General features: G+C 71.3%; 25 protein-coding genes. 20 read left to right on the forward strand and 5 right to left on the reverse strand.

Annotated elements, in window-relative coordinates; genetic code table 11:
- The first annotated feature begins 58 nt into the window (after positions 1–58).
- From ATL45_RS24770 to ATL45_RS24805, 8 genes are all read left to right on the forward strand, one after another.
- A complete protein-coding gene (locus ATL45_RS24770) occupies positions 59–472 on the forward strand; it encodes an OsmC family protein (RefSeq protein WP_093155428.1) in 414 nt (137 codons plus the stop codon).
- A gap of 138 nt (positions 473–610) precedes the next feature.
- Entirely contained in the window at positions 611–2,035 is a 1,425-nt protein-coding gene (locus ATL45_RS24775) for an amino acid permease (RefSeq protein ID WP_093155430.1), read from the forward strand.
- A gap of 323 nt (positions 2,036–2,358) precedes the next feature.
- On the forward strand, positions 2,359–3,039 hold the full coding sequence (gene rpe / locus ATL45_RS24780) for a ribulose-phosphate 3-epimerase (RefSeq protein ID WP_093155431.1): 681 nt from the start codon (positions 2,359–2,361) through the stop codon (positions 3,037–3,039).
- Positions 3,040–3,308: 269 nt separating this feature from the next.
- Positions 3,309–4,331: a bifunctional diaminohydroxyphosphoribosylaminopyrimidine deaminase/5-amino-6-(5-phosphoribosylamino)uracil reductase RibD gene (gene ribD, locus ATL45_RS24785; RefSeq protein WP_093155433.1), complete on the forward strand. Its 1,023-nt coding sequence runs from the start codon at positions 3,309–3,311 to the stop codon at positions 4,329–4,331.
- Positions 4,332–4,365: 34 nt separating this feature from the next.
- Complete coding sequence (locus tag ATL45_RS24790; RefSeq protein WP_093155435.1) at positions 4,366–5,013, forward strand: riboflavin synthase; 648 nt, start codon at positions 4,366–4,368, stop codon at positions 5,011–5,013.
- On the forward strand, positions 5,013–6,305 hold the full coding sequence (locus ATL45_RS24795; RefSeq protein ID WP_093155436.1) for a bifunctional 3,4-dihydroxy-2-butanone-4-phosphate synthase/GTP cyclohydrolase II: 1,293 nt from the start codon (positions 5,013–5,015) through the stop codon (positions 6,303–6,305). Before ATL45_RS24790 ends, ATL45_RS24795 begins: the two co-directional genes overlap by 1 nt.
- Entirely contained in the window at positions 6,302–6,799 is a 498-nt protein-coding gene (gene ribH, locus ATL45_RS24800; protein WP_093155438.1) for a 6,7-dimethyl-8-ribityllumazine synthase, read from the forward strand. Before ATL45_RS24795 ends, ribH begins: the two co-directional genes overlap by 4 nt.
- A 32-nt stretch (positions 6,800–6,831) precedes the next feature.
- Complete coding sequence (locus ATL45_RS24805) at positions 6,832–7,227, forward strand: PH domain-containing protein (protein WP_246025521.1); 396 nt, start codon at positions 6,832–6,834, stop codon at positions 7,225–7,227.
- Between the two features lie 271 nt (positions 7,228–7,498).
- On the opposite strand, the gene ATL45_RS24810 is transcribed toward ATL45_RS24805, so the two are convergent.
- Together ATL45_RS24810 and ATL45_RS24815 are read right to left on the reverse strand one after the other, a co-directional pair.
- On the reverse strand, positions 7,499–7,873 hold the full coding sequence (locus ATL45_RS24810) for an FKBP-type peptidyl-prolyl cis-trans isomerase (RefSeq protein WP_093155441.1): 375 nt from the start codon (positions 7,871–7,873) through the stop codon (positions 7,499–7,501).
- A 95-nt stretch (positions 7,874–7,968) separates the two neighbouring features.
- Positions 7,969–9,300, reverse strand: coding sequence for an aminotransferase-like domain-containing protein (locus ATL45_RS24815; protein WP_093155442.1), 1,332 nt, complete (start codon positions 9,298–9,300; stop codon positions 7,969–7,971).
- Between the two features lie 126 nt (positions 9,301–9,426).
- On the opposite strand from ATL45_RS24815, the gene ATL45_RS24820 reads away from it, so the two are divergent.
- Together ATL45_RS24820 and ATL45_RS24825 are read left to right on the forward strand one after the other, a co-directional pair.
- Positions 9,427–10,344 (forward strand): branched-chain amino acid transaminase, encoded by a 918-nt coding sequence (locus ATL45_RS24820; RefSeq protein WP_093155444.1) that lies wholly within the window; start codon positions 9,427–9,429, stop codon positions 10,342–10,344.
- A gap of 98 nt (positions 10,345–10,442) precedes the next feature.
- Positions 10,443–11,198 carry a nucleotidyltransferase family protein gene (locus tag ATL45_RS24825; protein WP_121505478.1) on the forward strand — a complete coding sequence of 252 codons (756 nt, stop codon included), beginning with the start codon at positions 10,443–10,445 and terminating at the stop codon, positions 11,196–11,198.
- A 55-nt stretch (positions 11,199–11,253) separates the two neighbouring features.
- Here ATL45_RS24825 and ATL45_RS24830 read toward each other — a convergent pair whose 3' ends face one another.
- Positions 11,254–12,405 carry an MFS transporter gene (locus ATL45_RS24830; RefSeq protein WP_093155447.1) on the reverse strand — a complete coding sequence of 384 codons (1,152 nt, stop codon included), beginning with the start codon at positions 12,403–12,405 and terminating at the stop codon, positions 11,254–11,256.
- A complete protein-coding gene (locus tag ATL45_RS24835) occupies positions 12,398–13,153 on the reverse strand; it encodes a DeoR/GlpR family DNA-binding transcription regulator (protein WP_093155448.1) in 756 nt (251 codons plus the stop codon). Before ATL45_RS24835 ends, ATL45_RS24830 begins: the two co-directional genes overlap by 8 nt.
- A 181-nt stretch (positions 13,154–13,334) precedes the next feature.
- Between ATL45_RS24835 and ATL45_RS24840 the strand changes: the two genes are divergently transcribed.
- The 4 genes from ATL45_RS24840 (at position 13,335) to ATL45_RS24855 (ending at position 18,002) form a co-directional block, all read left to right on the forward strand.
- Positions 13,335–14,324 carry a beta/alpha barrel domain-containing protein gene (locus tag ATL45_RS24840; protein WP_246025522.1) on the forward strand — a complete coding sequence of 330 codons (990 nt, stop codon included), beginning with the start codon at positions 13,335–13,337 and terminating at the stop codon, positions 14,322–14,324.
- Positions 14,325–14,506: 182 nt separating this feature from the next.
- A complete protein-coding gene (locus ATL45_RS24845) occupies positions 14,507–15,310 on the forward strand; it encodes a hypothetical protein (protein WP_093155450.1) in 804 nt (267 codons plus the stop codon).
- Positions 15,307–16,836, forward strand: coding sequence for a hypothetical protein (locus ATL45_RS24850; protein ID WP_093155451.1), 1,530 nt, complete (start codon positions 15,307–15,309; stop codon positions 16,834–16,836). Before ATL45_RS24845 ends, ATL45_RS24850 begins: the two co-directional genes overlap by 4 nt.
- 86 nt (positions 16,837–16,922) lie before the next feature.
- Positions 16,923–18,002 (forward strand): glycoside hydrolase family 172 protein, encoded by a 1,080-nt coding sequence (locus tag ATL45_RS24855; RefSeq protein ID WP_093155453.1) that lies wholly within the window; start codon positions 16,923–16,925, stop codon positions 18,000–18,002.
- Positions 18,003–18,072: 70 nt separating this feature from the next.
- On the opposite strand, the gene ATL45_RS40060 is transcribed toward ATL45_RS24855, so the two are convergent.
- A complete protein-coding gene (locus ATL45_RS40060; RefSeq protein WP_211841276.1) occupies positions 18,073–19,011 on the reverse strand; it encodes an MBL fold metallo-hydrolase in 939 nt (312 codons plus the stop codon).
- Positions 19,012–19,158: 147 nt separating this feature from the next.
- Here ATL45_RS40060 and uvrC point away from each other — a divergent pair, with 147 nt between their 5' ends.
- The 6 genes from uvrC (at position 19,159) to ATL45_RS24890 (ending at position 26,885) form a co-directional block, all read left to right on the forward strand.
- Positions 19,159–21,153 (forward strand): excinuclease ABC subunit UvrC, encoded by a 1,995-nt coding sequence (uvrC, locus tag ATL45_RS24865; RefSeq protein ID WP_093155456.1) that lies wholly within the window; start codon positions 19,159–19,161, stop codon positions 21,151–21,153.
- Positions 21,146–22,021 (forward strand): RNase adapter RapZ, encoded by an 876-nt coding sequence (rapZ, locus tag ATL45_RS24870; protein WP_093155457.1) that lies wholly within the window; start codon positions 21,146–21,148, stop codon positions 22,019–22,021. The genes uvrC and rapZ overlap by 8 nt, the downstream gene beginning before the upstream one ends.
- Positions 22,018–22,986, forward strand: coding sequence for a gluconeogenesis factor YvcK family protein (locus tag ATL45_RS24875; RefSeq protein WP_093155459.1), 969 nt, complete (start codon positions 22,018–22,020; stop codon positions 22,984–22,986). Before rapZ ends, ATL45_RS24875 begins: the two co-directional genes overlap by 4 nt.
- A complete protein-coding gene (gene whiA, locus ATL45_RS24880; protein WP_093155460.1) occupies positions 22,977–23,963 on the forward strand; it encodes a DNA-binding protein WhiA in 987 nt (328 codons plus the stop codon). The genes ATL45_RS24875 and whiA overlap by 10 nt, the downstream gene beginning before the upstream one ends.
- A gap of 370 nt (positions 23,964–24,333) precedes the next feature.
- Complete coding sequence (gene gap, locus ATL45_RS24885) at positions 24,334–25,344, forward strand: type I glyceraldehyde-3-phosphate dehydrogenase (protein ID WP_093155462.1); 1,011 nt, start codon at positions 24,334–24,336, stop codon at positions 25,342–25,344.
- A 338-nt stretch (positions 25,345–25,682) separates the two neighbouring features.
- Entirely contained in the window at positions 25,683–26,885 is a 1,203-nt protein-coding gene (locus tag ATL45_RS24890; RefSeq protein WP_093155463.1) for a phosphoglycerate kinase, read from the forward strand.
- Positions 26,886–26,887 lie beyond the last annotated feature (2 nt).

The raw sequence follows: 26,887 nt of genomic DNA on the forward strand, positions 1-26,887 counted from the left end.
ACGCAAGCCTCGCAGCCGAGGCTGGACCGGCAACCCCAACGAGCGTCAGGTGGTACGAATGTCTTCCACTCCGGTCGAAGTGACCCGGACCGGTCAGCACACCTTCCTCGCGACCAACCCGCGCGGAGCCCAGGTCGCGATCGGGCGGGAGGACGCCCCCGAGGCTTTCACGCCCGGTGAGCTGCTGCTCGCCGCGATCGCCGCCTGCTCCGCGGTGACCAGCGAGAACCTGCTGGTCCGGCGGCTGGGCGAGGACGCCGAGCTGACCGTGCACGCGGACCGCACCAAGGTGCCGGAGGACAAGCACAAGTTCGCCCGGGTCCAGGTCGGCTTCGACGTCGACCTCAGCGCTGTCGAGGGCGAGGACCGCACCAAGCTGCTCGAAGCGGTCGAACGCGCGATCACCAAGTACTGCACCGTCAGCCGCTCGGTGGAGGAAGGCACCCCGATCGATCTCACCCTGCCCCGCTGACGGTCGCCGGTTCCGCGCGGATTCGACCTCCCGGGCGGGTTTGGGCCACAAGTGGGCAACCGAGGCCGCCCGCGGCGCCCTCCGCGTCGTAAGGTGCTCGTCGCGCACCGCAGCGGTGCGCGACGAGTGGGAGGCGTAGTGGCACAGGAGACCGCACCGGAGCAGCAGTCCGGGTTACGCCGGGATCTGTCCGGCCGCCAGGTCGGCATGATCGCCATCGGCGGTGCTATCGGCACCGGGTTGTTCCTCGGCTCCGGCCTGGCGATCTCCATCGCCGGCCCGGCCGTGATCATCGCCTACGCGGTGGCCGCGTTCGCCGCGCTGGCGCTGGCCTTCGCGCTGGCCGAGATGATCGTGGTGCACCCGGAGGCCGGTGGGTTCGGCGCGGTCGTGCAGCGCTACCTCGGCGGGCTGCCGGGCTTCGTGTCGCGGTGGATCTACTGGGCCGCCCAGGTGGTCAACATCGGCAGCGAGGTCATCGCGGCCGGGCTCTACGTGCAGTTCTGGTACCCGCAGCTGCCGCTGTGGATGCCGGTGGTGGCGTTCTCGCTGCTGATGCTGGCGGTCAACTTCGCCGCGGTGCGGTTCTTCGGCGAGTTCGAGTACTGGTTCGCCATGATCAAGGTCGTCACGATCGTGGTGTTCATCGGGCTGGGCGTGTTCTACATCTTCTTCGGCCTGCCCGGTCAGGAGCCCGCCGGTGTCGGGGCGCTGACCGAGCACGACGGGTTCCTGCCCAACGGCATCGGCGCGGTGTGGCTGGCGCTGACCGTGGTCACCTTCTCCTACCTGGGCACCGAGGCGGTGTCGATCACCGCCGCCGAGTCCCGCAACCCCGGCCGGGACGTCCCGCGCGCCGCGCGCGGGATGGTGCTGCGGCTGGCGCTGTTCTACGTGCTCGGGATGCTCGTGGTGGTCTCGATCCTGCCGTGGAACGAGGTGTCGTCCTCCGGTGAGGTCACCGAGAGCCCGTTCGTGCGGCTGTTCAGCATGGTGGGCATCCCGGCGGCGGCCGGGATCATGAACTTCGTGGTGCTCACCGCGGCGCTGTCGGCGATGAACACCAACCTCTACATCACCGCGCGGATGACCCACTCGCTGGCGATGGACGGCTACGCGCCGAGGTGGTTCGCCAAGGTCAGCGGCAACGGCGTGCCGCGCAGGGCGCTGGTGCTCTCGGCGGCCGGGCTGGCGCTGGCCGCGGCGCTGGCGGTGTTCGCCGAGGACTCGGCGTTCCCGATGCTGCTGGGCCTGGCGCTGTTCGGGGCGCTGGTGACCTGGCTGATGATCTTCGCCAGCCAGCTGGTATTCCGGCGCCGCCGCGCGGCGGAGGGCCTGCCGCCGTCCCCGGTCCGGCTGCCGGGCGCGCCGGTGACGACCGTGCTGGCGATGCTCTTCGTCGCGGCGGTCCTGCTGACCACGCCGTTCACCGAGCAGTTCAACACCGCGTGGAAGGCGGGCGTGCCGTTCGTCGTCGTTCTCTGCGTGGCGTACTACGTCATCCACCGCCGCCGGGCGGCCGAACCCGACTCCGAGGTCGAGAGCACCCAGTCATCGGATTAGGCGGAAGCTCGGGTTTGCGCCCTTTGCGTGGATGCAGCGGGCAAGCGGCGGAGCCGCTTTCGGTGGGGAACAGCGACGGCGGCGCATGACTGGCACCGAGTCTGGAGGTGTCGCATGCGCCGCAGGCGCATAGCCCACCCTCGGCGCTTGCACCGCCGCGGGTTCTCAGCGTTCGCCTGGCGAGGACGGCCCGGCTGCCGTGTATTGGCATGCATAAAGCCGGGCACCCGCAGTCCAGGCGGGCGTTGAGGTTCCGCCACCCGCACCGCTACGCAAGGCGAGTCATGCATTCTTCTAAACTCCCGCATGTGTCGAACCAGCCGATGATCGCGCCCTCCATCCTCTCCGCAGATTTCGCCCGTCTCGCCGATGAGATCGCCGCCGTGAACGGCGAGCCCGGCAAGCGGGCCGACTGGCTGCACGTGGACGTGATGGACGCGCACTTCGTGCCCAACCTGACCCTGGGCCTGCCGGTGGTCGAGTCGATCCTGAAGGCGACCGACATCCCGGTCGACTGCCACCTGATGATCGAGGACCCGGACCGCTGGGCCGTCGGCTACGCCGAGGCCGGCGCCTACAACGTCACGGTGCACGTGGAAGCCGCCAAGGACCCGATCGCCATCGCCAAGGACCTGCGCGCCGCGGGCGCCAAGGCGGGCCTGTCGATCAAGCCCGGCACTCCGCTGGACCCCTACCTGGACGTGCTCAAGCACTACGACACGCTGCTGGTGATGTCGGTGGAGCCGGGCTTCGGCGGCCAGAAGTTCATGGCCGACGTGCTGGACAAGGCCCGCAAGGCCCGCGAGCTGGTCGACACCGGCCACCTCAAGCTGGTGGTGGAGATCGACGGCGGGATCAACGCCGACACCATCGAGCAGGCGGCCGAGGCGGGCGTGGACTGCTTCGTGGCGGGCTCGGCGGTCTACAACGCCGACGACCCGGCCAAGGCCGTGGAAGCGCTGCGCGCGAAGGCGGCCCCGAACTTCGCCCACGCCCGGCGATGATGGAATTCCAGTCTCGTTTTGCGTGGCGGTGCGGGTAGCGGAACCTCAGCGCCCGCCTGGCTGCGGGATCCCGTTCTCATGTATGTCCAATACACGACGAACGGGCTGTCCTCGCCAGGCGAACGCTGAGAACCCGCGGCGGTGCGGGCTGCGAGGGTGAGCTAAGCGGCTTCGCCGCTTCACAACGGAAAACACGGCAGATTACCAGCTCTCTATGCGCACGCAGTCCAGGTGAACGGTGGACGGGTCCGGGGAGCGGGAGGACGACGATGGTCGCTCGTGGCGAAGAGCAGGCGATGCGTGCCGCGGTCGCGGCCAGCGAGCAGGTCCGGGGCACCACCAGCCCGAACCCGCCCGTCGGGTGCGTGATCCTCGGTACCGGCGGCGAGGTCGTCGGGGTGGGCTCGACCCGGCCACCGGGCGGCCCGCACGCGGAGGTCGTCGCGCTGCGCGCGGCGGGGGAGCGGGCCCGTGGCGGCACCGCCGTGGTGACGCTGGAGCCCTGCTCGCACACCGGGCGCACGCCACCGTGCACCGATGCGCTGATCGCAGCCGGTGTCGCGCGCGTCGTGCACGCCGCTTCCGATCCGAACCCGCTGGCCAGCGGTGGTGCGGAGCGGCTGCGCGCGGCGGGCGTGGAGGTCGTCAGTGGGCTGCTGGCCGACGAGGTGGCGGCCGGGCCGCTGCGCGCGTGGCTGCACTTCGCCCGCACCGGCCGACCGCACGTGACCTGGAAGTACGCCGCCACGCTGGACGGCCGTTCGGCGGCGGCGGACGGCACCAGCAAGTGGATCAGCTCCGCCGAATCCCGCGCCGACGTGCACCGGATCCGCGCCCGGGTGGACGCGATCATCGCGGGCACCGGCACGGTCCGCGCCGACGACCCGCACCTGACCGCCCGCGCTGCCGACGGGACGCTGCTGGAGCGGCAGCCGCTGCGGGTCGTCATCGGCGACAGCGAGATCCCCGCGACGGCGAAGGTGCTCGACGACGCGGCCGAAACCGTGCAGCTGCCCGGCGGCGACCCCCGCGCGGCGCTGGCGGCGCTGGCCGAGCGCGGCATCGTCGACGTGCTGCTGGAAGGCGGGCCGCGGCTGGCCGGTGCGTTCGTGCAGGCCCGCTGCGTGGACCGGGTGCTGGCCTACGTGGCTCCGGCGCTGCTCGGCGCCGGTCCGGCAGCGCTCGGCGAAGCCGGAGTGGGAAGCATCTCGCAGGCATGGCGGTTGCAGATCGAAGAGACGACTATGAGTGGCCCGGACGTCCGTATCAGCGCGGTCCCGCAGGAGAGCTGAGGGCCACGGCGACGCCGGAGGCGAGGAGGCAGCAGTGTTCACCGGGATCGTCGAGGAACTCGGCACCATCGAGGCGGTCGAGCCTCTGGACGATGGCAGCAGGCTCACCGTCCGCGGACCCGTGGTGACCGAGGACGCCAAGCACGGCGACTCGATCGCCGTCAACGGAGTGTGCCTGACGGTGGTGACCGTCGGCGACGGGCAGTTCACGGTCGACGTGGTGGCCGAGACGCTGCGCCGCTCCTCGCTCAAGGGCATCGCCGCGGGCGACCGGGTCAACCTGGAGCGCGCCATGGCGCTCGGCGACCGGCTCGGCGGGCACATCGTGCAGGGCCACGTCGACGGCACCGCGGTGCTGCGCGGCACCGACGCCGACGGGCTCACCCGCTTCGAACTGCCGAAGCGGCTGTCGCACTACCTGGTGGAGAAGGGCTCGATCACCGTCGACGGCGTGTCGCTGACGGTGGTCGAAGCGGGTGAATCGACGTTCAGCGTGGCGCTCATCCCGACCACCAAGGAGCTGACCACGCTCGGCCACCGCGCACCGGGTGACGAAGTGAACATCGAGGTGGATGTGCTGGCCAAGCACCTCGAACGGCTCGCGGCGGCGCAGCTGGACCACCGGGCCCGTGGTGCGCAGGCCCGTTCGGGGGACAATGGCGGCGTCAGGGAGGCGCAGTGATGAACCCCGAGGTTGGCGGCACCGTGAGCACGAACAAGTTCGACAGCATCGAGCGCGCGTTGGCCGACATCGCCGCCGGGCGTCCGGTGGTGGTGGTCGACGACGAGGACCGCGAGAACGAAGGCGATCTGATCTTCGCCGCGGAGAAGGCGACGCCCGAGCTGGTGGCGTTCATGGTCCGCTACACGTCCGGCTACATCTGCGTCGGCATGCCCGGCGAGGACTGCGACCGCCTCGACCTGCCCCCGATGTACTACTGGAACCAGGACCGCAAGGGCACCGCCTACACGGTCACCGTGGACGCCGCCGAAGGCGTGAGCACCGGCATCTCGGCCTCCGACCGCGCCAAGACGCTGCAGGTGCTGGCCGGTGCCGAGTCCACGGCCAAGGACCTCACCCGGCCCGGCCACGTCGTCCCGCTGCGCGCCCGCGACGGCGGCGTGCTGCGCCGACCCGGCCACACCGAAGCCGCGGTCGACCTCTCCCGCCTGGCGGGCCTGCGCCCGGCGGGCGCGCTGTGCGAGATCGTGAGCCAGAAGTCCGAGGGCGACATGGCCCGTCGCGACGAGCTGGAGGTCTTCGCCGAGGAGCACGACCTCGCGCTGATCACCATCGCCGACCTGATCGCCTACCGGCGCCGCTTCGAGAAGCAGGTCGTCCGGGTCGCCGAGGCGCGCATCCCCACCGCGCACGGCACCTTCCGCACCTTCGGCTACGACAGCACCATCGACGGCATCGAGCACCTGGCCCTGGTCTACGGCGAGATCGGCGACGGCGAGGACATCCTGGTGCGGGTGCACTCCGAGTGCCTGACCGGCGACGTGCTCGGCTCGCTGCGCTGCGACTGCGGCCCGCAGCTGGACGCGGCGATGGCCAAGGTCGCCGAAGCCGGCCGCGGCGTGGTGCTCTACATGCGCGGGCACGAGGGCCGGGGCATCGGCCTGATCCACAAGCTGCAGGCCTACCAGCTGCAGGACGACGGCGCCGACACGGTGGACGCCAACGTCGAGCTGGGCATGCCGGTGGACAGCAGGGACTACGGGCAGGGCGCGCAGATCCTCTGCGACCTGGGCGTGAAGTCGATGCGGCTGCTCACCAACAACCCGGCCAAGCGCGTCGGGCTGGAGGGCTACGGGCTGCGGATCGTGGACCGGGTGCCGCTGCCGATCCGCCCCAACCCGGAGAACATCCGCTACCTGCGGACCAAGCGCGACCGCATGGGTCACGTGCTGGACAATCTCGACGACGGCGAGGATTCCTCGATCAACGGCGAGACTGGAGTGACGGCATGAGTGGCGAGGGGAGGCCGCGCGTCAGCGTGCCGAAAGCCGGCGAGCTGCGGCTGGGCATCGCGGCGATCCGCTGGCACGAGCGGTTCGTGGAGCAGATGCTCTCCCGCGCGCTGGCGGCGGCTGCGGAGGCGGGCATCGCCGAGCCCACGGTGGTGCGGGTGCCCGGTTCCATCGAGCTGCCGGTGGTCTGCCAGCAGCTGGCGCACCAGCACGACGCGGTGGTCGCGCTCGGCGTGGTCGTCCGCGGCGGCACCCCGCACTTCGAGTACGTCTGCGATTCGGTCACCCAGGGCCTGACCCGGGTGGCGCTGGACGAGTCCACGGCGGTCGGCAACGGCGTGCTGACCTGCGACACGGTGGAGCAGGTGGAGGCGCGGGCCGGGTTCGAGAACTCGGTGGAGGACAAGGGTTTCGAGGCCACCGCGGCGGCGCTGGAGACCGCGCTGGTGCTGCGGGAGCTGCGGGGCTGGAACGGCGAGCGGGGGTTCCTGTGAGCGTGGAGGTGCGGCCGCGGAAGATCCGCCGGGTGGCGATCCCGATCGCGGTGGTGCTGGTCGTGGTGTTCGCGCTCGTCGGCACCCTGCTGACTAACAGCCCGACCGGCGTGATCTTCTCGGTGTCCGACCAGATCGCGATGGGCTTCCTGGGCGTGCTGCTGGCGGCCGGGGTGATGCTGCTGACGCGGCCGCGGCTGCGCGCCGACGCCGACGGGCTGGAGGTCCGCAACATCATCGGCACCCACCGCTACTCGTGGCCGGTGGTGCAGTCGGTGTCCTTCCCGGACGGTTCGGCGTGGGCCCGGCTGGAGCTGCCCGAGGACGAGTACGTGCCGATCATGGCGATCCAGGCGGCCGACGGCGAGCAGGCCATCAAGGCGATGCGCGAACTCCGCGAACTCCGCCGCCAGTCCCAGGACGCCTGAAGGGCTGTTTCCGGGTCCTTTTGCGTGGCGGTGCGGGTGGCGGAACCTCAGCGCCCGCTTGGACTCCGGGATCCCGGACTTATGTATGTCCGATACACGGCGCTCGGGCTGTCCTCGCCAGGCGAACGCTGAGAACCCGCGGCGGTGCAAGCGTCGAGGGTGGGCCAAGCGGCTGCGCCGCTTCAAAGACGAAGATCAAAAGGTGGGCTCTGAGGCGGAGCGCCGAGCGCGCGAGGCCCGCGACCGAGGTGGTCGCGGGCCTCGTCGCTGTTCAGCGGGCGGCCACGAGGTCGCAGACGAAGACCAGGGTCTCTCCGGGGGCGATGACCCCGCCCGCGCCGCGGTCGCCGTAGGCCATCTGCGGCGGGATGACGAGCTGGCGGCGGCCGCCGACCCGCATGCCCTGCAGGCCCTGGTCCCAGCCCTCGATGACCTGGCCCTTGCCGAGCGTGATCTGCAGCGGCTCGCCGCGGTCCCAGCTGGCGTCGAACTGCTTGCCGGTGCTGTGCGAGACGCCCACGTAGTGGACGGCGACCATGGTGCCCGCGGTGGCCTCCTTGCCCTCGCCGACGGTGATGTCCTTGACGACCAGCTCGGTCGGCGGCTCGCCGGTGGGCTTGGCGATCTTCGGCTTCTCGGTGTTCACGAGAGTTCTCCTCGGGTCTCGCTTCCAGTGCTGCCGCGAATTCTCCCGGACGATCCGATGTGGAGCGCAGCCGCCCGCCCCGGCGACGGCCGTGGTCAGGTGCGGGACGACCAGGCCCGGGCCAGGGCCGGTACGGCTTGGTCGAGGAGCTCCGGTGGCAGCGCGAAGCTGAGCCGCAGGCGGTCGCGGTCGCGGCGGTCGGCGGAGAACATCGAGCCCGGTGCGACCGCGACGCCGTGCTCGCGGGCCCGTTCGGCGAAGGCATCGGTGTCGGTGCCCGGCAGCCGCACCCACAGCGACAGGCCACCCGCGGGGCGGTTCCAGGTCCACTGCGGGAGTTCCCGGCGCAGGGCGGCGGACAGGTGGTCGCGGCGGCGGGTCAGCTCGCCGCGCCAGGCCGTGAAGTCGTTGTGCCGCAGCAGTTCCGCTGCGAGCCGCTGGCCGACGGTGCTGGTCGCCAGGTCGCTGGTCTGCTTCAGCTCGGTGAGCTGGGTGCGCAGCGGTTCGGGGGCCACGAGCCAGCCCACCCGCAGGCCGCCCCACAGCTCCTTCGACAGCGAGTGGACCTCGACGGTGCCGTGCGGGTGGGTGTCGGCGAAACGGCCGGGCGGTGGGCCTTCGTGCACCACCTCGGCCAGCGTGTGGTCGACGACCACCGGCAGGTCGGCCTCGCGCGCGATCCCGGCCAGTTCACGCACGCGCCCGGCTCCGGCGACCGCGCCGGTGGGGTTGCGGACGGCCTGGACGTAGGCGAAGGCGGGCCGATGCCTGCTCAGCGCCTCGCTGAGCGCCTCGGGAACCATGCCGTGCTCATCGGTGGAGACCGCGACCGCTCGCGCTCCGCACCCGGTGATGGCGGCCAGCGCTCCGGGGTAGGTGGGTTCCTCGACCAGCACCGCTTCGCCGGGTCGGGCCAGGCAGCGGGTGCTCAGGTCGATGCCCTGCTGCCCGCCGCTGGTGATCAGCACGTCGCCGAGCAGCTCCAGCAGTCCGGGCTCGCCGAGCCGGTCGTAGCCGTGCCTGCTGGGGGTGTGCAGGAGGTCGGCCGGATCGAGCTTGGGCAGGCGCAGGTGCGCGGGGTCGGGGACGACCGATGTGGACAGATCGGCGAACACCGCGCCGGGGCTGAGCAGGCGGTCCATCGCCGACGCCGCGCCGGAGGCGGTGAGGTAGGTGCCGCTCCCGTGCTTGCGCTCGCAGATCCCGTCCTCGAAGAGCGCGTTGAACGCGGCGGCCACCGCGCCGCGGCTGCACTCCAGCACGCGGGCCAGGTCGCGCTCGGAGGGCAGGCGGGTGCCGGGGCTGAGCGCGCCGGTGCGGGCGAGGTCGGTGAGCGCGGTGGCGAGCCGGCGGCTCAGCGGTCCGTGCCCGTGGCGGAGCCGGTCGCGGATCAACGCGGCGAACTGGTCCACATCGGCGGTTGGCATGCGGCCATTCTGCCGCAAGGAGGACCACGCTCTAGTGGAGGAGTGATCCACTTGCTAGCGTGTCACTTGACCGCGAAGTGGCTTGTTCCACATCGCGAGACAAGCCACTTTTGGGGAGGGGTTGCGATGGCGCTGACCGAGGCGGACCACATCTGGATGGACGGCGAGCTGGTTCCGTGGCAGGACGCCCGGATCCACGTGCTCAGCCACGGACTGCACTACGGCACCGGTGTGTTCGAGGGCGTCCGCGCCTACTCCACATCGGACGGACCGGCGCTGTTCCGGCTCGACGAGCACCTGGACCGGCTGTTCCGCAGCGCCAGGATGCTGCGCATGACGCTGCCGCGCGGCAAGGCGGAACTGCGCGCGGCGACGCTGGAACTGGTGCGCGCCAACAGCCACCGCTCCTGTTACGTCCGCCACCTCGCCCACCTCGGCTGCGGCGCGATGGGCGTCGATCCCACCGGGGCCGAGGTGCGGATGTCGATCAGCAGCTGGGAGTGGGGCGCCTACCTCGGCGACGCCGCCGCGCAGGGCATCCGGCTGATGACGAGTTCCTGGCGCCGCAACGATCCGACCGTGGTGCCCACCGCCGCCAAGGCAACCGGCCCCTACCTCAACTCCGCGCTGGCCAAGCTCGAAGCGCGCGAGGCAGGGTTCGACGAAGCGGTCCTGCTGAGCACCGACGGCTACGTGAGCGAGTGCTCCGGCGAGAACATCTTCATCCGGCGCGGCGACGTGCTCTTCACCCCGCCGTCCAGCGCCGGTGCGCTGGAGGGCATCACCCAGGACACGGTCGCGACGCTGGCCGCGGACCTGGGGATCACCGTGCGGCGCGAGAACCTCCTGCGCTCGGACCTCTACGCCGCCGACGAGATGTTCCTGTGCGGCACCGCGGCCGAGGTGACACCGGTGCGTTCGGTCGACAACCGGGAGATCGGCGCGCCCGGCCCGATGACCGCCGAGATCCGCGACGCGTTCAGCGCAGCGGTGAGCGGCGCGAACGAGCGCTACCGCCACTGGTTGACCTTCGTCGACGGCTGATAATCTTCCCCGCATGGGCTCCGCGCAGTGATCACCCCGTCCCGCGGCGCGACCTCGCCGGTCGCGCTGATCGATCCTGCCCGTGAGGAGCCGTTTTGCTGGAAGAAGCCGATTTCGAGACCCACGTCGTCGACCGCCTCGCCGCGTTGCCCGGAGTGCGCGCGGTGAGTCTCGGCGGATCGCGCGCTCAAGGCACGCACCGCACCGACAGCGACTGGGATTTCGCGATCTACTACCGCGGCCGGTTCGAGCCGCAGCACCTGCGCGACGTCGGCTGGTCCGGCGAGGTGTCCGAACTCGGCGCCTGGGGAGGTGGCGTGTTCAACGGCGGCGCCTGGCTGCGGATCGACGACCGCCCGGTGGACGTCCACTACCGCGATCTCGACGTCGTCGAGCACGTGCTCGACGAAGCGCGGGCCGGGCGCTTCGAGTGGCAGCCGTTGATGTTCCACCTGGCGGGCATCCCGAGCTACCTGGTGCTGGCCGAGCTGGCGATCAACCGGGTGCTGCACGGCGAACTGTCGCGCCCGGAGTTCCCGCGGCCGCTGCGCGAAGCCGCACCGGAGGTCTGGTGGCAGCAGGCCTCGCTCACCCTCGCCTACGCGCGCGGCAACCACGCGCCGCACGGGCGGCTCGCCGAAACCGCCGGCGCGATCGCACAGGCGGCCTGCCAATCGGCCCACGCGGTCCTGGCGGCGAGAGGGGAGTGGGTGACCAACGAGAAGCGCCTGCTCGCCCGGGCGGGATTGCGCGAGGTGGACCAGCTGATCGCCGGTCTGACCCCGGACTCCCTGGTCGCAGCGGTGGACGAGGCCCAAGCCCACCTCGAAGCAGCGGTGACCGCAGCCCGCTGATGGTCGTGAGTGCGTAACAGTGTTCGAACACTGTTACGCACTCACGACCTCCGGGTCAGCGGGGGCGGACGGCCGGGGCGGAGAGGGCGACCAGGAGGGCCAGGGCTGCTGGGACCGCGAGGCCGATGCTCAGGTCGGTCCAGCTGGAGATCAGGCCGATCACCACCGGGCCGGCCAGCAAGCCGCCGTAGCCGAGGGTGCTGACCTGGGCCAGGTCCCGGCCGCTGCGGCTCGGATCGCGGCTGCCCGCCGCGCTGAACACCTGCGGGATGATGCACGAGAGCCCGATGCCGAACAGCGCGAACCCGATGATCGCCGCCACCGGGTGGTGCAGCAGCAGCGCCGTGCCCAGGCCGGTTCCGGCGATCGCGCCGCAGCAGCGGACCAGCACCACCGGGCCGAGGCGCGTGACCAGGAAGTCGCCCAGGAACCGGAAGACGGCCATCATCGCGGAGAACACCGCGTAGCCGATCGCCGCGACCGCCGGGCCGGTCTCCAGCACGTCGTGCAGGTACAGCGGCGACCAGTCGGCCATCGAGCCCTCGCCGACCGAGCAGAAGAACGCCAGCACGCCGAGGAACAGGATGCCCGGCGAGATCCCGCGCTGCCGCGGCGCGGAACCGCTCCGCACCTGCGCTTCCGGCGGGAGCAGCTCGCGGCCGGCCATCAGCAGCACCGCGGCGAGCGCTGCCCCGACGAGAGCGAAGTGCGCGCCCACACCGATCGAGGCGTGGGCGGCCAGGGCACCGGCCCCGGCGCCCAGCAGGCCGCCGACGCTGAACATCGCGTGGAACGTGCTCACGATCGGCCGCCCGTAGCCGCGCTGCACCTGCATCGCGTGGGTGTTCATGGCCACGTCGACGGTCCCGTGCCCGGCGCCGAACAGCAGCAGGCCCACCAGCAGCACCGGCAGGCTGCCCGCGAAGCCCGGTACCAGCAGGCTCGCCGCCATCGCCAGCCCGGCGGGCCTCAGCACCCGGGCGCTGCCGTACCGGTCGGCGAGGTGCCCGACGGCCTGCATCGCCAGCACCGAACCGGCCGCGACCGCGAACAGCGCCAGCGTCACCTGGCCCTCGTCCAGGCCGAGGTCCTGCTTGATCGCCGGGATCCGCCCGGTCCAGGTGCCCAGCGCCGCACCGGTGCTCACGAAGTAGGCCGTGACGGCCCAGCGCGCCCGCTGCGGGACCACGACGCTCGTCTCAGACAACGCGCACCTCCACCCCGGCTGCGGCGAGCTCGGCGCGGGCCTCCTCCGGCGCGGAGGCGTCGGTGACGACCACGTCGAGATCGGTGACCGGGCAGACCAGCCCCAGGCCGGTGCGGGCGAACTTCGCCCCGTGGCACACCGCGACGACGCGCTGGGCGGCGTCCACCGCGGCCTGCTTCACCGGCACTTCCTCCAGGTCGTGGGCGGTGAGGCCGTGCTTGGCGGACAGCCCGCACACGCCGAGGACCGTGGTGTCCACCCGCAGCGCGCGGAGCGAGGCCTCCGCGAGGTGACCGGTGAACGACAGCTCGCCCGGCTTGGTGCGTCCACCCGGCAGCAGCAGGTCCACTTGCGGCACGTTGCTCAGGGCGTTCGCCGCGTGCAGGTCGAGCGGGATGGCGGTGAGCCGGCGGTGCGCGAGGCGCCTGGCGACCTCCAGCGTCGTGGTGCCGGAGTCGAGGATCACCGATTCGCAGTCGGTGATCAGCTCGTCGACGGCTGCGGCCAGCCGCTGCTTGACGGCCACCTCGTCGCGCTCGCGCAGCGGGAACGGCGCGGAATGGCCGCGCAGGAAGCTCACCGCGCCGCCGCGCACCCGGCGCAGGACGCCCTGCTCGGCGAGTTGGTCGAGGTCGCGGCGGATGGTCATCTCCGAGCAGCCGGTCGCCTCGGCCAGCTCGGCAACCGTGACGCGCTCGGCCAGGCGCAGCCGTTCAACGATCGTCGATGTGCGTTCCGAACTCTCCACACCTTCGATCGAACATCAATGCTGTGCGAAACACAAGACATCGAACACGCCGTGTGATCGAGGCCGCTGGGGTGGGGAGCGGTGAATGGGGGACAATGGAGGCCGACGCTGCGACGAGCAGGTCGTCGACGCGGGGTAGGAGGAGATCGTGAGCGTGGCCCAGGAGCGCAACCTACGGTTGGTGCGAGACGTTCCGGCCGAACCCGGCGTTCGGCTCGGCGACATCAGACTGCGCAACCGCCTGGTGACCTCGTCCAGCCTGCTGGGCTACGGCGTGGCCAACGCCAAGGTGATGGCCTACGGCATGAGCCCGATCTCGAACTTCGTGCGGCTGGAGCGCTTCGGCGCGGTCACCACCCGCACCGTCACCGTCGAGCCCCGCGAAGGGCACTTCACCACCAAGGACGACTGGGCGCTCAACGAGCTGCCCGCGCTGCTCAAGCGCTACGGCCAGGCGCTGCGGCAGGTCGACGGCGGCTGGCTCAACGCGTTCGGCTGGTGCAACGTCGGCATCGACGCCTACCTGCGCGACTACTACCCGCGCACCCGCGAGCAGAACACCATCATCTCCGTCGGCGGGTTCTCCGCCGAGGAGTTCGTCACCCTGGTGGACAAGGTCAACGCCGCGGTGCCCGCCGGTGAGATCGCCGCGGTCGAGTTCAACGTCTCCTGCCACAACGTCAACTTCGACTTCGACCAGATCATCGAGTCGGTGCTGGCCGAGGCGGTGCCGCGCAGCAACCACCCGGTAATCCTGAAGCTGTCGCCGGACTACGGCTACGTCGCCCACGCGCGGCTGGCGGCCAAGCACGGGGTGTCCGCGCTGACCGCGATCAACACCGTCAAGGGCCTGCGGCTGGACCCGAACACCGGGCAGCCGCTGCTGAAGAACGGCTTCGGCGGCCTGTCCGGCCGCGCCATCAAGCCGATCGGCCTGCGGGTGGTCAAGGAGCTGCGCGACGCGGACGTGACCCTGCCGATCATCGCCACCGGCGGCATCCGCAGCTTCGACGACTGCCGCGAGTACTTCTGGGCGGGCGCGGACGCGGTGAGCCTCGGCAGCGCCAGCTGGTTCGCCAGCTACCCGGGCTACGCCCTCTCGCCGCTCTACGGAGCCCGCATCCGAAACCTCCTGCGCCGCATCGAGAACTACGAACCCCCGGCCCGCTGAGACCCGCGGACATCCACGCGCGGAGGGCATCTCCGGCCGGTGAGGTCGGTGGTGCCCTCTTCGCGTTCCGGCGGCCATCCGGGGGATCGCCGACGATTCCGGCGGGTACCGGCGTTTCGGCCGAATAGACTTCGCCGCCTGCTCGGGTGATCCCCCGGGTGCAGCGGGATCGGGGTGAGCCGATGTCCGAGAGCGTCGAGGAGAGCACGGGAACCGATTCGAAGCGTCCGTCGCGGTGGCGCTTCGTGCTGACCAAGACCGGGTTCGTCGTCAGCGCGCTGGTGGTGGCCGTCGCCGGGGTGGCGGGTCCCTTCGCGTGGAACGCCGTTCGCGATCTCACCCGGCCACCGCTGCTGGTGTCGGCCGTGGTGAACAACGAGACGGTGGACGACTACAGCTACGCCTTCGAGGCGGTGATACCTCCCGAACGCGTGGCCGAGCTGGGATTCGTCGGCGACTACCCGGGAACCGGCCCCGGCGTTCCGGGTGCGACGAAGTTCGAAAAGCTGGGCACCCTGGTCACCGTGGAGGGGGCGAGTTCGCGCAACGTCGTGATCACCGACATGCGGGCCCGGATCCTCGACAAGGGGCCGGTCCTCACCGGCACGGTCGCCTGCGTCGGGCCGCAGGGCGGTGGGCCGACCATCCGGGTGGGCATCGACCTCGACGAGCTCAACCCGACGGCTCGGGTGCTCGACAGCGGGAAGTTCGGCGCTCGCTACTTCCTGGACAACGCGATCACCCTGGCCGACGGCGAGACCGTGGTCTTCCAGGTCGAGGCGCGGGCGGCGCAGGCCCGCTACCGCTGGGTGCTGGAGCTGGACGCGGTCATCGACGGCAGGCCCCAGACCATCGAGGTGCAGCCAGAGGACGGGCCCTACGAGCTCACCGGCGCGGCCGACGGCTACGACTCGGTGTTCGAGTGGTCCGGGTCCGACTACTTCTCGCCGGTTCCCGGCGCCCGGACCGGATGGTGCGTCGAATGATCCGGCGCAGGCTGCTCGCACTCGGGTTGATCGGCGCGATCGCGCTGGCGATCGGAATCGCGCTCAACCGCCCGCCGGAAACCCCGACGGGGCCACCGGTTGACATCCAGGCGCCCGAAGAGCTCGAGAAGCTGCTGCCGGCGGCCGATGAGGGGATCTTCCGCTTTCCTCCGGACGCTGATGGCGAGGTCGTGACGAGAGGTGAGCGGTTTCCCCTCGAGGTCCTGGCCGGTTGCTCGATCGAGCCGTTCGTCTCGGACGTGGTCTGGGGGATCGACGCGGGCACCGCGGGCGCGCGGTACGTGCTGCCCCAGGACGTGGAAGTGCTTGTCGGGTTCGTGCTGCTGGACGAGGACGAGGTGGCGGCGGCGCGGGAGGCGCTGCGCACGGGCGGGCATTGCACCGGAAGGCCCGCCGACGCCGACGACGAGGGCGTCGATGTGTGGACGAAGGTGTCGCGGCCCTGGTTCGGCGACGTTTCGGCGTTGTACCGCGCGGCCGGGTACTACGCCGACGACGAGCAGCGCCCGAGCGACCTGGTTCCGGGCCCGGCCTATGCGTTCACGCTCTCCGGGCGGTGGTTGACGGTGATGCGCACCGGTGACGGGTCGCTGGAGACCGCCGCGTCGGTCTACCCGCAGCTGTTCGACCGCTGGGACGAGCGGACGAGGGCGGCGTTCCTGCGTCCGGCCGAATCCGCAGGCGGATGCGGTTCGGCGAATCTCGACGTCGCGGGCCTGCCTGCGGGGAAGCTCGACGAGAGCGCCCGCCGAGCGCTGATCGGGCTGCACGACGTCGCCTGCCAAGGGCGGGGCGATGTCGCGCTGGCCGCGGTTTCGGACCCGCTGTTCCTCGACGACCGGGTAGTGGTGCGCGAGAACCTCGCCGAGGTTCCCGATCCCGGGAAGCTGGCTGCGCTGCTGGAAACCCGTGCGGAGCACCGCAACGGTGCGATCGTGTACCGCGCGGGCGATTCCGCCGCGGTGTTCTCGACGGTGCACGAGGGGGGATGGTCGTGGATCGCTTGGAGCTCGTACGTCCGGGCGTGCTCCGCGGCGCCTGCCGGGATGTGCGATCCGGATCCGCACGGCCCGCTTGGCGGTGCCGACTGGCAGGTGGTCCTCGCCGATGCCGGTTGCGCGTCCTCCGGAGCGGGCGATGCGGTGCTGATCGATCACGCGGTGTTCCAGGACGTCACCGGGGACGGGAAGAAGGATGCGCTGATCACCGCTGCGTGCAACGCGGGGAACACCATCGGCGTCGGTGAAGTGCGGGTCTACGACGGAGCTTCGCCGCCGCAGAGCCCTCGGCTGCTGCAAGTGCTCTACCGCGATGACCCGGGCGCGCTGGGCACCGGGCTGCGCCCGGAGGCGTTGACCGTCGCCGGGGACGAGCTCGTCGTCGAATCGCTGACGTGGCGGGCGGACGACCGCCGGAAGAACCCGGGCGCCCGGCAGGTCGACCGGTTCCGCTGGTCGGGCTCCGGCTTCGCGCGGATCGGTGGTGAGGTCCGGCACCTGTGGTGACCGGCGGGCTCGCTTCGAGCGCCGTCGGCTGTTGAACCGCGTGGTATCAAGTGATCAGGGACACAATCACCTCTGGGGAGGCGGTTTTGGGCGGTTACGGAGATTTCGGGAGCAGTTTGCGCGACCTGCCCCGGTTGCGGACCAGCAGGCGCGGCCGGGTGTCCAGCTGGGACCGGACCGGCGGCAACACCGACAACTTCCGCGTCGAACCGGGGCAGACCCGGGAGCTGGCCGACATCCAGGGGCCCGGCGTGATCACCCACATCTGGTGCACTGTGGCGCTCGACCACGTCGGCAAGCCCGCCGAGCTGGAGGGGGACTACCTGCGCAGGCTCGTCCTCAAGATCACCTGGGACGACCAGTCGCAGCCGGCCGTGCTGGTGCCGCTGGGCGACTTCTTCGGCATGGGCCACGGGCTCAGCGCCAACTTCGTGTCCGCGCCGCTGCAGATGAGCCCGCAGGACGGCAAGGGCTTCAACTGCTGGTTCGCCATGCCCTTCGCCGGGCGCGCCCGCTTCGAGCTGATCAGCGAGATGAGCGTCAAGCCGGTGACGTTCTACTTCTACATCGACTACGAGACCTACGCCGAGGCCGATCCGGAACTGGGTTACTTCCACGCGCAGTGGCGGCGGCAGAACCCCACCGACGGCGTCGAGCAGGGCGACCAGACCAACGAGGAATTCCTCTTCGGCGGCACCAACATCGGCGGCGAGGGCAACTACGTGATCCTGGAGGCCGAGGGCCGCGGGCACTACGTCGGCACCGTGCTCAACGTGCACAACCTCCGCCACACCAGCGAGTGGAACTGGTACGGCGAGGGCGATGACATGTTCTTCATCGACGGCGAGGCGTGGCCGCCGCGCCTGCACGGCACCGGCACCGAGGACTACTTCAACACCGCGTGGTGCCCGACCCAGCAGTACCAGGCGCCCTACCACGGCCTGACCATGGCGGGCGGCCGGAACTGGAGCGGCCAGGTCTCCTACTACCGGTTCCACGTGGAGGACCCGGTGGTGTTCGACGAGTCGATCCGGGTGACCATCGAGCACGGCCACGCCAACAAGCGCTCCGACGACGTCTCCTCGGTCGCCTACTGGTACCAGACCCTCCCGGCCCTCCCGGTCACCCTCGCCCCGGTCGAAGACCGCATCCCGCGCCCCCTGTGACCCCCATCGGTGGAGGGCACCTTCCAGCAACTTGCTTGCCCGAAGGCGCCCTTCACCGGGAGGAGATCGCTCAGACGGCGGTCCGGAGGGGGCCGCCGTTGTAGGTGACCGCGTCCGCGAAGGCCGCTGCGAGGTCGACCTCGGTGTCGTCGGCGTCGGCGTAGGCGCGGTGCAGGTTCATGACGATGCGCTCCGGGTCCGGCCAGCTCGCGAACTCGCCGAGGTCGCAGCGCCGGGCCGCTTCCAGCGGGGTCAGACCGTCGGTGCGGGCCTGGCGGGCGGTGTCCAGGACGAAGCGGTAGTAGCGGGCCTGGTCCTCCAGCACGCGCGGGAACGACGGGCCGGGCAGCACCGGCCCGTGGCCCGGGACCACCGTTCTCGCGCGGAAACCCGCCAGCCAGTCCAGCGATTTCAGCGCGCCTTCCACCGATCCCATGAACACCAGCGGGGTCACGCCGTGGAAGATCAGGTCGCCGGTGAACAGCACCTGAGCGTCCGGCACCCACGCCACCACGTCGCCGGAGGTGTGCGCGGGGTGCCCCGGGTGGTGCAGTTCGATCCGGCGGCCGCCGACGTGCAGCACCAGCGAATCCTCCAGCAGCACCGAGGGAGCGCGGTGCTCGGCGATGCCCCACTCCGGCGTCGGGGCCCACACCGGCGGCGGGTCCCGCAGGATCGTGTCGGCCAGGATGCCGTCCCGGGTCGCCGGGTGTCCGATGAGGACGGTCGAGTCCGGGAGCAGGGCGTTGCCGTGCGTGTGATCGCCGTGCAGGTGGGTGTTCACCGCGAACCGGATCGGCACGTCACCGCCCGCCGCGCGCACGGCGTCCAGGAAGCGCTGCGTGCGCCGCGCGGTCGCGCAGGTGTCCACCAGCACCGCGCCGTCGTCGCCGAACACCGCTCCGGCGTTGTTGATCCACCAGCTGCCGTCCGGCTGGACCCAGGCGTGCACTCCGGGGGCGACCTCGGACAGGACCCCGCGATCGGGATGGGCGTTGTCGGTGTTCACGGCTGACCTCCCGCCTGCTCGCGGGGAAGCGCGCGGCCTCCCCGGGCCGATCATGGTCGTGGAAGACCAGTGTGCCCCGTCGTGCGCGCCGGTGGCGCCTCCCGCACCGAGATCCAGGCAGTCGGACCACGCACGTAGGGTGGTGGGGTGGCCGATCCGTCCACCTACCGACCCGCTCCCGGCACGATCCCGGACGCCCCCGGCGTTTACCGGTTCCACGACGCCGGTGGCCGGGTGATCTACGTCGGCAAGGCGAAGAGCCTGCGCAGCAGGCTGTCGTCGTACTTCGCCGACCTGGCCGGGCTGCACCCGCGCACCCGCCAGATGGTCACCACCGCCACCGGGGTGCAGTGGACCGTCGTCGGCACCGAGGTCGAGGCGCTGCAGCTGGAGTACTCCTGGATCAAGGAGTACGACCCGAAGTTCAACGTCCGCTACCGCGACGACAAGTCCTACCCGGTGCTCGCCGTGACGCTGCACGAGGAGTACCCGCGGCTGCACGTCTACCGCGGCCCGCGCCGCAAGGGCGTGCGGTACTTCGGCCCGTACGCGCACGCGTGGGCCATCCGCGAGACCCTCGACCTGCTGCTGCGGGTGTTCCCGGCGCGGACCTGCTCCGGCGGGGTGTTCAAGCGGCACTCCCAGATCGGCAGGCCGTGCCTGCTCGGCTACATCGGCAAGTGCTCGGCGCCGTGCGTCGGCCGGGTCGACGCCGAGGAGCACCGCACCATCGTCGAGGACTTCTGCGACTTCCTGGCCGGGCACACCGACCAGCTGATGCGCAAGCTCGACAAGGAGATGCAGACCGCCTCCGCCGAGCTGGAGTTCGAGCGCGCCGCGCGGCTGCGCGACGACCTGGAGGCGCTGCGCCGCGCGATGGAGAAGCAGGCGGTGGTGCTCGGCGACGGCACCGACGCCGATGTGGTCGCCTTCGCCGAGGACGAGCTGGCCGCCGCCGTGCAGGTCTTCCACATCCGCGGCGGCCGGGTGCGCGGTCAGCGCGGCTGGGTGATCGACAAGGTCGCCAAGGCTGATGGTGCAGAGATGGACACCTCAGAATTGACCTCGCAGTTCCTCACCCAGTTCTACGGCGAGCAGGCGTCGCTGGCCGACCAGGCCGACGCCGGTGGCACGCCGGTCCCGCGCGAAGTGCTGGTGCCGCAGCTGCCCGGCGACGCCGAGACGATCGCCGGGTGGCTCAGCGAGCTGCGCGGCAGCCGGGTGAGCCTGCGGGTGCCGCAGCGCGGCGACAAGCGGGCGCTGATGGAGACCGTCGAGCGCAACGCCAAGGAGGCCTTCCAGCAGTACAAGCTGCGCCGCGCCGGTGACCTGACCGCGCGCTCGGCGGCGCTGCAGGAGCTGCAGGAGGCGCTGGCGCTGGACACCGCGCCGCTGCGCATCGAGTGCATCGACGTCAGCCACGTGCAGGGCAGCGATGTGGTCGCCTCGCTGGTGGTGTTCGAGGACGGCGTGCCGCGCAAGTCCGAGTACCGCCGCTTCGAGGTCCGCGAGGGCGCCGAGGGCGGCGACGTGGGCTCCATCGACGAGGTGGTGCGCCGCCGCTTCCACCGCTACCTCAGCGAGACCGGCAAGTCCGCCGAGGCCGAACCGTCGGCCGTCGACCCGGACACCGGCCGCCCGAAGAAGTTCGCCTACCCGCCGAACCTGCTGGTCATCGACGGCGGCGGCCCGCAGGCCAACGCCGCGGCCGACGCGCTCACCGAGATGGGCATCACCGACGTCGCGGTGATCGGCCTGGCCAAGCGGCTGGAGGAGGTGTGGCTGCCCGCCGATCCCGACCCGGTGATCCTGGCGCGCACCAGCGAAGCGCTCTACCTGCTGCAACGGGTCCGCGACGAGGCGCACCGCTTCGCCATCGCCTACCACCGCAAGAAGCGCGGCAAGCGCATGACAAGCTCCACATTGGACGCGATTCCGGGACTGGGCGAGACCCGCCGCACGGCGCTGCTCAAGCACTTCGGTTCGGTGCGCAAGCTGCGCCAGGCCGGGGTGGACGAGATCGCCGCGGTCCCCGGGATCGGCCGCCGCACCGCCGAGACCGTGCACTCGGCGCTGGCGGCGGACGGGGGAGCCGGGCAGGGCCCGGTGACGGAGAACGCTGAAGGGGAGAGCAGTGACTGAGGAGTCGGGCATCGAGGTCGCCGTCGTCAGCGGCCTGTCCGGAGCGGGCCGCAGCACCGCGGCCAAGTGCCTGGAGGACCTGGGCTGGTTCGTGGTGGACAACCTGCCGCCCGAGCTGATCGCGACCATGGTCGAGCTGGGGGCGCGCTCCAGCGGCGCGATCACCCGCGTCGCGGTCGTGATGGACGTGCGCAGCCGAGCGTTCACCGAGGACCTGGGCGCGGTGATCAAGGACCTGGACGCCCGCGGCTACAAGCCGAAGGTGCTGTTCCTGGAGGCCACCGACGAGGTGCTGATCCGCCGCTTCGAGGGGGTGCGGCGCAGCCACCCGCTGCAGGGGGAGGGGCGGCTGGCCGACGGCATCGCCGCCGAGCGCTCGCTGCTGTCCCGGCTGCGCTCCGAGGCCGACCTGGTGCTGGACACCTCGAACCTGTCGGTGCACCAGCTGCGGTCCAAGATCGAGGACGCCTTCGGCACCGAGGCCAGCACCCGCACCCGCGTCACGGTGCTGTCCTTCGGCTACAAGTACGGCCTGCCGATGGACGCCGACCTGGTGATGGACTGCCGGTTCCTGCCGAACCCGTTCTGGATCCCCGAGCTGCGCGAGTTCAACGGCCTCGACGACGAGGTCCGCCACTACGTGCTCGGCCAGGAAGGCGCCGAGGAGTTCCTGCAGAGCTACCAGCAGCTGCTGCGGCTGGTCGGCGCCGGCTACCACCGCGAGGGCAAGCGGTACCTGACGCTGGCGCTGGGCTGCACCGGCGGCAAGCACCGCAGCGTCGCGCTCACCGAGGAGCTGGCCCGCCGCCTGGCCGAGGACGACGGGATGATGGTCAAGACGGTGCACCGGGACCTGGGGCGCGAGTGAGCGCCGAGCTGCGCGCGGTCGCCCTCGGCGGCGGGCACGGCCTGCAGGCCACGTTGTCGGCGCTGCGCCGGATCACCTCCGACGTGACGGCCGTGGTGACGGTGGCCGACGACGGCGGTTCGTCCGGCAGGCTGCGCCGCGAGCTGGGCCTGCTGCCGCCCGGTGACCTGCGCAAGGCGCTGGCCGCGCTGTCCGACAGCGATCCCGACGGGCAGCTCTGGTCGACGGTGTTCGAGCACCGCTTCGGCGGCAGCGGCGCGCTGGCCGGGCACGCGGTGGGCAACCTCGTGCTGGCCGGGCTGCTGGAGGTGCTCGACGACCCGGTGCGGGTGCTCGACCAGGCCTGCCGGCTGCTCGGCGTGCGGGGCCGGGTGCTGCCGATGTCCACTGAGCCGCTGGACATGTCCGCCGACGTCGTCGGGCTGGACTCCGATCCGGACGCGGTGCGGACCATTCGCGGACAGGTCGCCATCGCCAGTACGCCCGGTCGGGTGAAACAGGTGAGTTTGCAGGCGGCCGGTGGGGCCCGCCCGGCAGCCTGTCCGGAAGCGGTCGAGGCGGTGCTCTCGGCGGACTTGGTGCTGCTCGGACCGGGTTCGTGGTTCACCAGCGTGCTGCCGCACCTGCTGGTCCCGGAGCTGCACGAGGCGCTGGTGCGCACCACCGCACGCCGGTTCGTGGTGCTAAACCTGGTGCCGCAACCCGGTGAGACGGCGGGCTTCTCACCCGAACAGCACCTGGACGTACTCTCGCAGCACGCACCGCAGCTGCGGGTCGACGCCGTGCTGGCCGACGCGAACTCGGTCCCCACCCCGGACCGGCTCCGCGCCGCGGCTGCCGAACTGGGTGCGCGGACCCTGCTGGACGAGATCGCGGCACCCGCCGTGCCGGGACGGCACGATCCGCAGGCGCTCGCGACGAGCCTGCGGGCCGCACTGGAGAGGAGGACGGACCGGTGGCGATGACCGCGGCGGTCAAGGACGAGTTGAGCCGGTTGTCGGTGACCAAGACGTGCTGCCGACGAGCCGAGGTGTCCTCGTTGCTGCGCTTCGCCGGCGGGCTGCACATCGTCGCCGGCCGGGTGGTGGTCGAGGCCGAGCTGGACAGCGGCTCCACGGCGCGCAGGCTCCGCAAGGAGATCCACGAGCTGTTCGGGCACCAGTCCGACGTGCACGTGATCACCTCCGGCGGGCTGCGCAAGGGCACCCGCTACGTGGTGCGCGTGGTGCGCGACGGGGAGGGCCTGGCCCGGCAGACCGGACTGCTGGACCCGCGGGGCCGACCGGTGCGCGGGCTGCCCGCGCACGTCGTCTCGGGCGGGGCCTGCGATTCCGAAGCCGCCTGGCGCGGCGCGTTCCTGGCGCACGGCTCGCTGACCGAGCCCGGGCGCTCCTCGTCGATGGAGGTCACCTGCCCCGGTCCGGAAGCGGCGCTGGCGCTGGTCGGCGCGGCCCGGCGGATCGGGGTGGCGGCGAAGTCCCGCGAGGTGCGCGGCGCGGACCGGGTGGTGGTCCGCGACGGCGACGCGATCGGCGCGCTGCTGACCCGGCTCGGCGCGCACTCCAGCGTGCTGGCCTGGGAGGAGCGGCGGATGCGCCGCGAGGTGCGGGCCACCGCCAACCGGCTGGCCAACTTCGACGACGCGAACCTGCGCCGCTCGGCGCGCGCGGCCGTCGCGGCGGCGGCCCGGGTGGAGCGGGCGCTGGAGCTGCTGGGCCCGACGGCACCGGAGCACCTGCTGGTCGCGGGACGGCTGCGGCTGGCGCACCGGCAGGCCTCGCTGGAGGAGCTCGGGCAGCTGGCCGACCCGCCGATGACCAAGGACGCGGTGGCCGGCCGGATCCGCCGCCTGCTGGCGATGGCCGACAAGCGCGCCCGCGAACTCGGCGTTCCGGACACCGAATCCGCCGTCACCGTGGAAATGCTCGAAGCCGACGCGTGAGCAGAGGTCTTCGGGCTCGGAGCACGTCGATCAGCGCGGCTGCGGTCGCGGTGTGAAGGCTCCCGGCGGAACTGTGAACGGGTGCGGGGATATCCACAGTTTCGGCGGGAGCCGTGCTCCGGCTTGAACCGGTGCAGAGATTCCGATCACGGGCGCACGGCCCGCCGACGGCCCGTTCTGGGGCCTTTGACCAGCTGTGATGCGGGTGTTCCCGGCATCGCGGGGGTCCGGTGGTGATCGTCGCCGATCCGGTGGGTGAGGCGCCTCGCCCGCCCGCGTGCGACGGCCCCGATGGCAGATAGGGTGAAGTCGAGACCATCCACCTCACCCGCCGCGCCGTCGGCCGGGTCAGTCACGAGGAGAGATCGGCGTGACCGTTCGCGTAGGCATCAACGGCTTCGGTCGGATCGGGCGGAACTTCTGGCGGGCCGCGACCGCCAGCGATCACGACATCGAGATCGTGGCCGCCAACGACCTGGGCGATGTCGCGACCATGGCCCACCTGCTGAAGTACGACAGCATCCTCGGCCGCCTCGACCAGGAGGTCAAGGTCACCGGTGAGGGCATCGAGGTGGGCGGCAAGCTCATCAAGATCCTCGCCGAGCGCGACCCGGGCAAGCTGCCGTGGGGCGACCTGGGCGTCGACGTCGTCGTGGAGTCCACCGGCTTCTTCACCAAGGCCGAGGACGCCCGCAAGCACGTGGACGAGGGCGGCGCGAAGAAGGTCATCATCTCCGCCCCGGCCAAGGGCGAGGACCTGACCGTGGTGCTGGGCGTCAACGACGACAAGTACGACGGCTCGCAGACGATCATCTCCAACGCCTCCTGCACCACCAACTGCCTGGCCCCGATGGTCAAGGTCCTCGACGACACCTTCGGCATCGAGCAGGGCCTGATGACCACCATCCACGCCTACACGCAGGACCAGAACCTGCAGGACGGCCCGCACAGCGACCTGCGCCGCGCCCGCGCCGCCGCGATCAACGTGGTGCCGACCGGCACTGGTGCGGCCAAGGCCATCGGCCTGGTGCTGCCGGAGCTCAACGGCAAGCTGGACGGCTACGCGCTGCGCGTCCCGGTGCCGACCGGTTCGACCACCGACCTGACCGCCACCGTCCGCAAGGAGGCCTCGGTCGAGGCCGTCAACGAGGCGTTCAAGGCCGCTGCCGCCGAGGGCAAGCTCAAGGGCATCCTCAAGTACAACGAGGACCCGATCGTCTCCAGCGACATCGTCACCGACCCGCACTCGACGATCTTCGACGCGCCGCTGACCAAGGTCATCGGCAACCAGGTCAAGATCGTCGGCTGGTACGACAACGAGTGGGGCTACAGCAACCGCCTCGCCGACCTCGTCGGCCTGGTCGGCAAGAAGCTTTCCTGAGATTCAGGGCTCGTTCTGCGTAGCGGTGCGGGTGGCGGAACCTCAGAAGCTTTCTCGGCTGCGGGATCCCGGACTTGAGTATGAACCAATACGCGGCGTCCGGGCTGTCCTCGCGAGAAAGCTTCTGAGAACCCGCGGCGGTGCCGGTTGCGCAGGTGGGCTAAGCGGCTCCGCCGCTTGCGGCGGCTCAAGTCGGTAGCGGCTTGAGCGTCGTGGCGGCCGGTCCACCGCTGGAAGCGGCTTCGCCGCTTGCGAGGAACAGTTTCTGAAGGCCCGCACGAGCCGCAAGGCGATCTCGGCTCGTGCGGGCCTTACTCATCACTGTGTAGGAGCAGAGCGTGAAGAACCTCGACGATCTGCTGTCCGAGGGCGTTCGGGGACGGCGTGTTCTGGTGCGTGCCGACCTCAACGTGCCGCTGGACGGCGAGAAGATCACCGACGACGGCCGGGTGCGCGCCTCCCTGCCGACCATCCGGAAGTTGACCGAGGCCGGTGCCCAGGTGGTGCTCACCGCGCACCTCGGGCGGCCGAAGGGCGAGCCGGACCCGCAGTTCTCCCTGGCCCCGGTGGCCCGCAGGCTCGGCGAGCTGCTCGGCACCGACGTCCCGCTGGCCGGTGACCTGGTCGGCGACTCGGCGAAGTCCGTGGTCGCGGGCCTGGCCGACGGTTCGGTGGCGCTGCTGGAGAACGTGCGCTTCGACGCCCGCGAGACCAGCAAGGACGACGCTGAGCGCGGCGCGCTGGCCGACGAGCTGGCCGCGCTGGTGGGCCCGGACGCGGCCTTCGTCTCCGACGGCTTCGGCGTCGTGCACCGCAAGCAGGCGTCGGTCTACGACGTCGCCGAGCGGCTGCCCGCCTACGCCGGTGGCCTGGTGCTCGCCGAGGTCGAGGTGCTGCGCACCCTGACCGGCGACCCGAAGCGCCCCTACGCGGTGGTGCTGGGCGGCTCGAAGGTCTCCGACAAGCTCGGCGTCATCAAGGCGCTGCTGCCCAAGGTCGACAAGCTGCTGATCGGCGGCGGCATGGCCTACACGTTCCTGGCCGCGCAGGGCCACGGCGTGGGCACCTCGCTGCTGCAGGCCGACCAGATCGAGTCCACCAAGCAGCTGCTGGCCGAGCACGGCGACAAGCTGGTGCTGCCGGTCGACGTGGTGGTCGCCGACCGCTTCGCCGCCGACGCCGAGCACCAGGTGGTGGCCGCCGACGAGATCCCGGACGGCTGGATGGGCCTGGACATCGGCCCGCGCAGCGTCGAGCTGTTCGCGGGCATCCTCCGCGATTCCGCCACGGTGTTCTGGAACGGCCCGGCGGGCGTGTTCGAGTTCCCGGCGTTCGCCGACGGCACCCGCTGTGTCGCGCAGGCGATCGTCGAGTCCGACTCCTTCAGCGTCGTCGGCGGTGGCGACTCGGCCGCCGCGGTGCGCACGCTGGGACTGCCGGAGGACGGCTTCTCGCACATCTCCACCGGTGGCGGGGCCTCGTTGGAGTACCTGGAAGGCAAGGACCTGCCCGGTGTGGCCGTCCTGGAAGGTGAGCGCTGAAC

The organism is Saccharopolyspora antimicrobica, assembly GCF_003635025.1.
Lineage (GTDB): Bacteria > Actinomycetota > Actinomycetes > Mycobacteriales > Pseudonocardiaceae > Saccharopolyspora > Saccharopolyspora antimicrobica.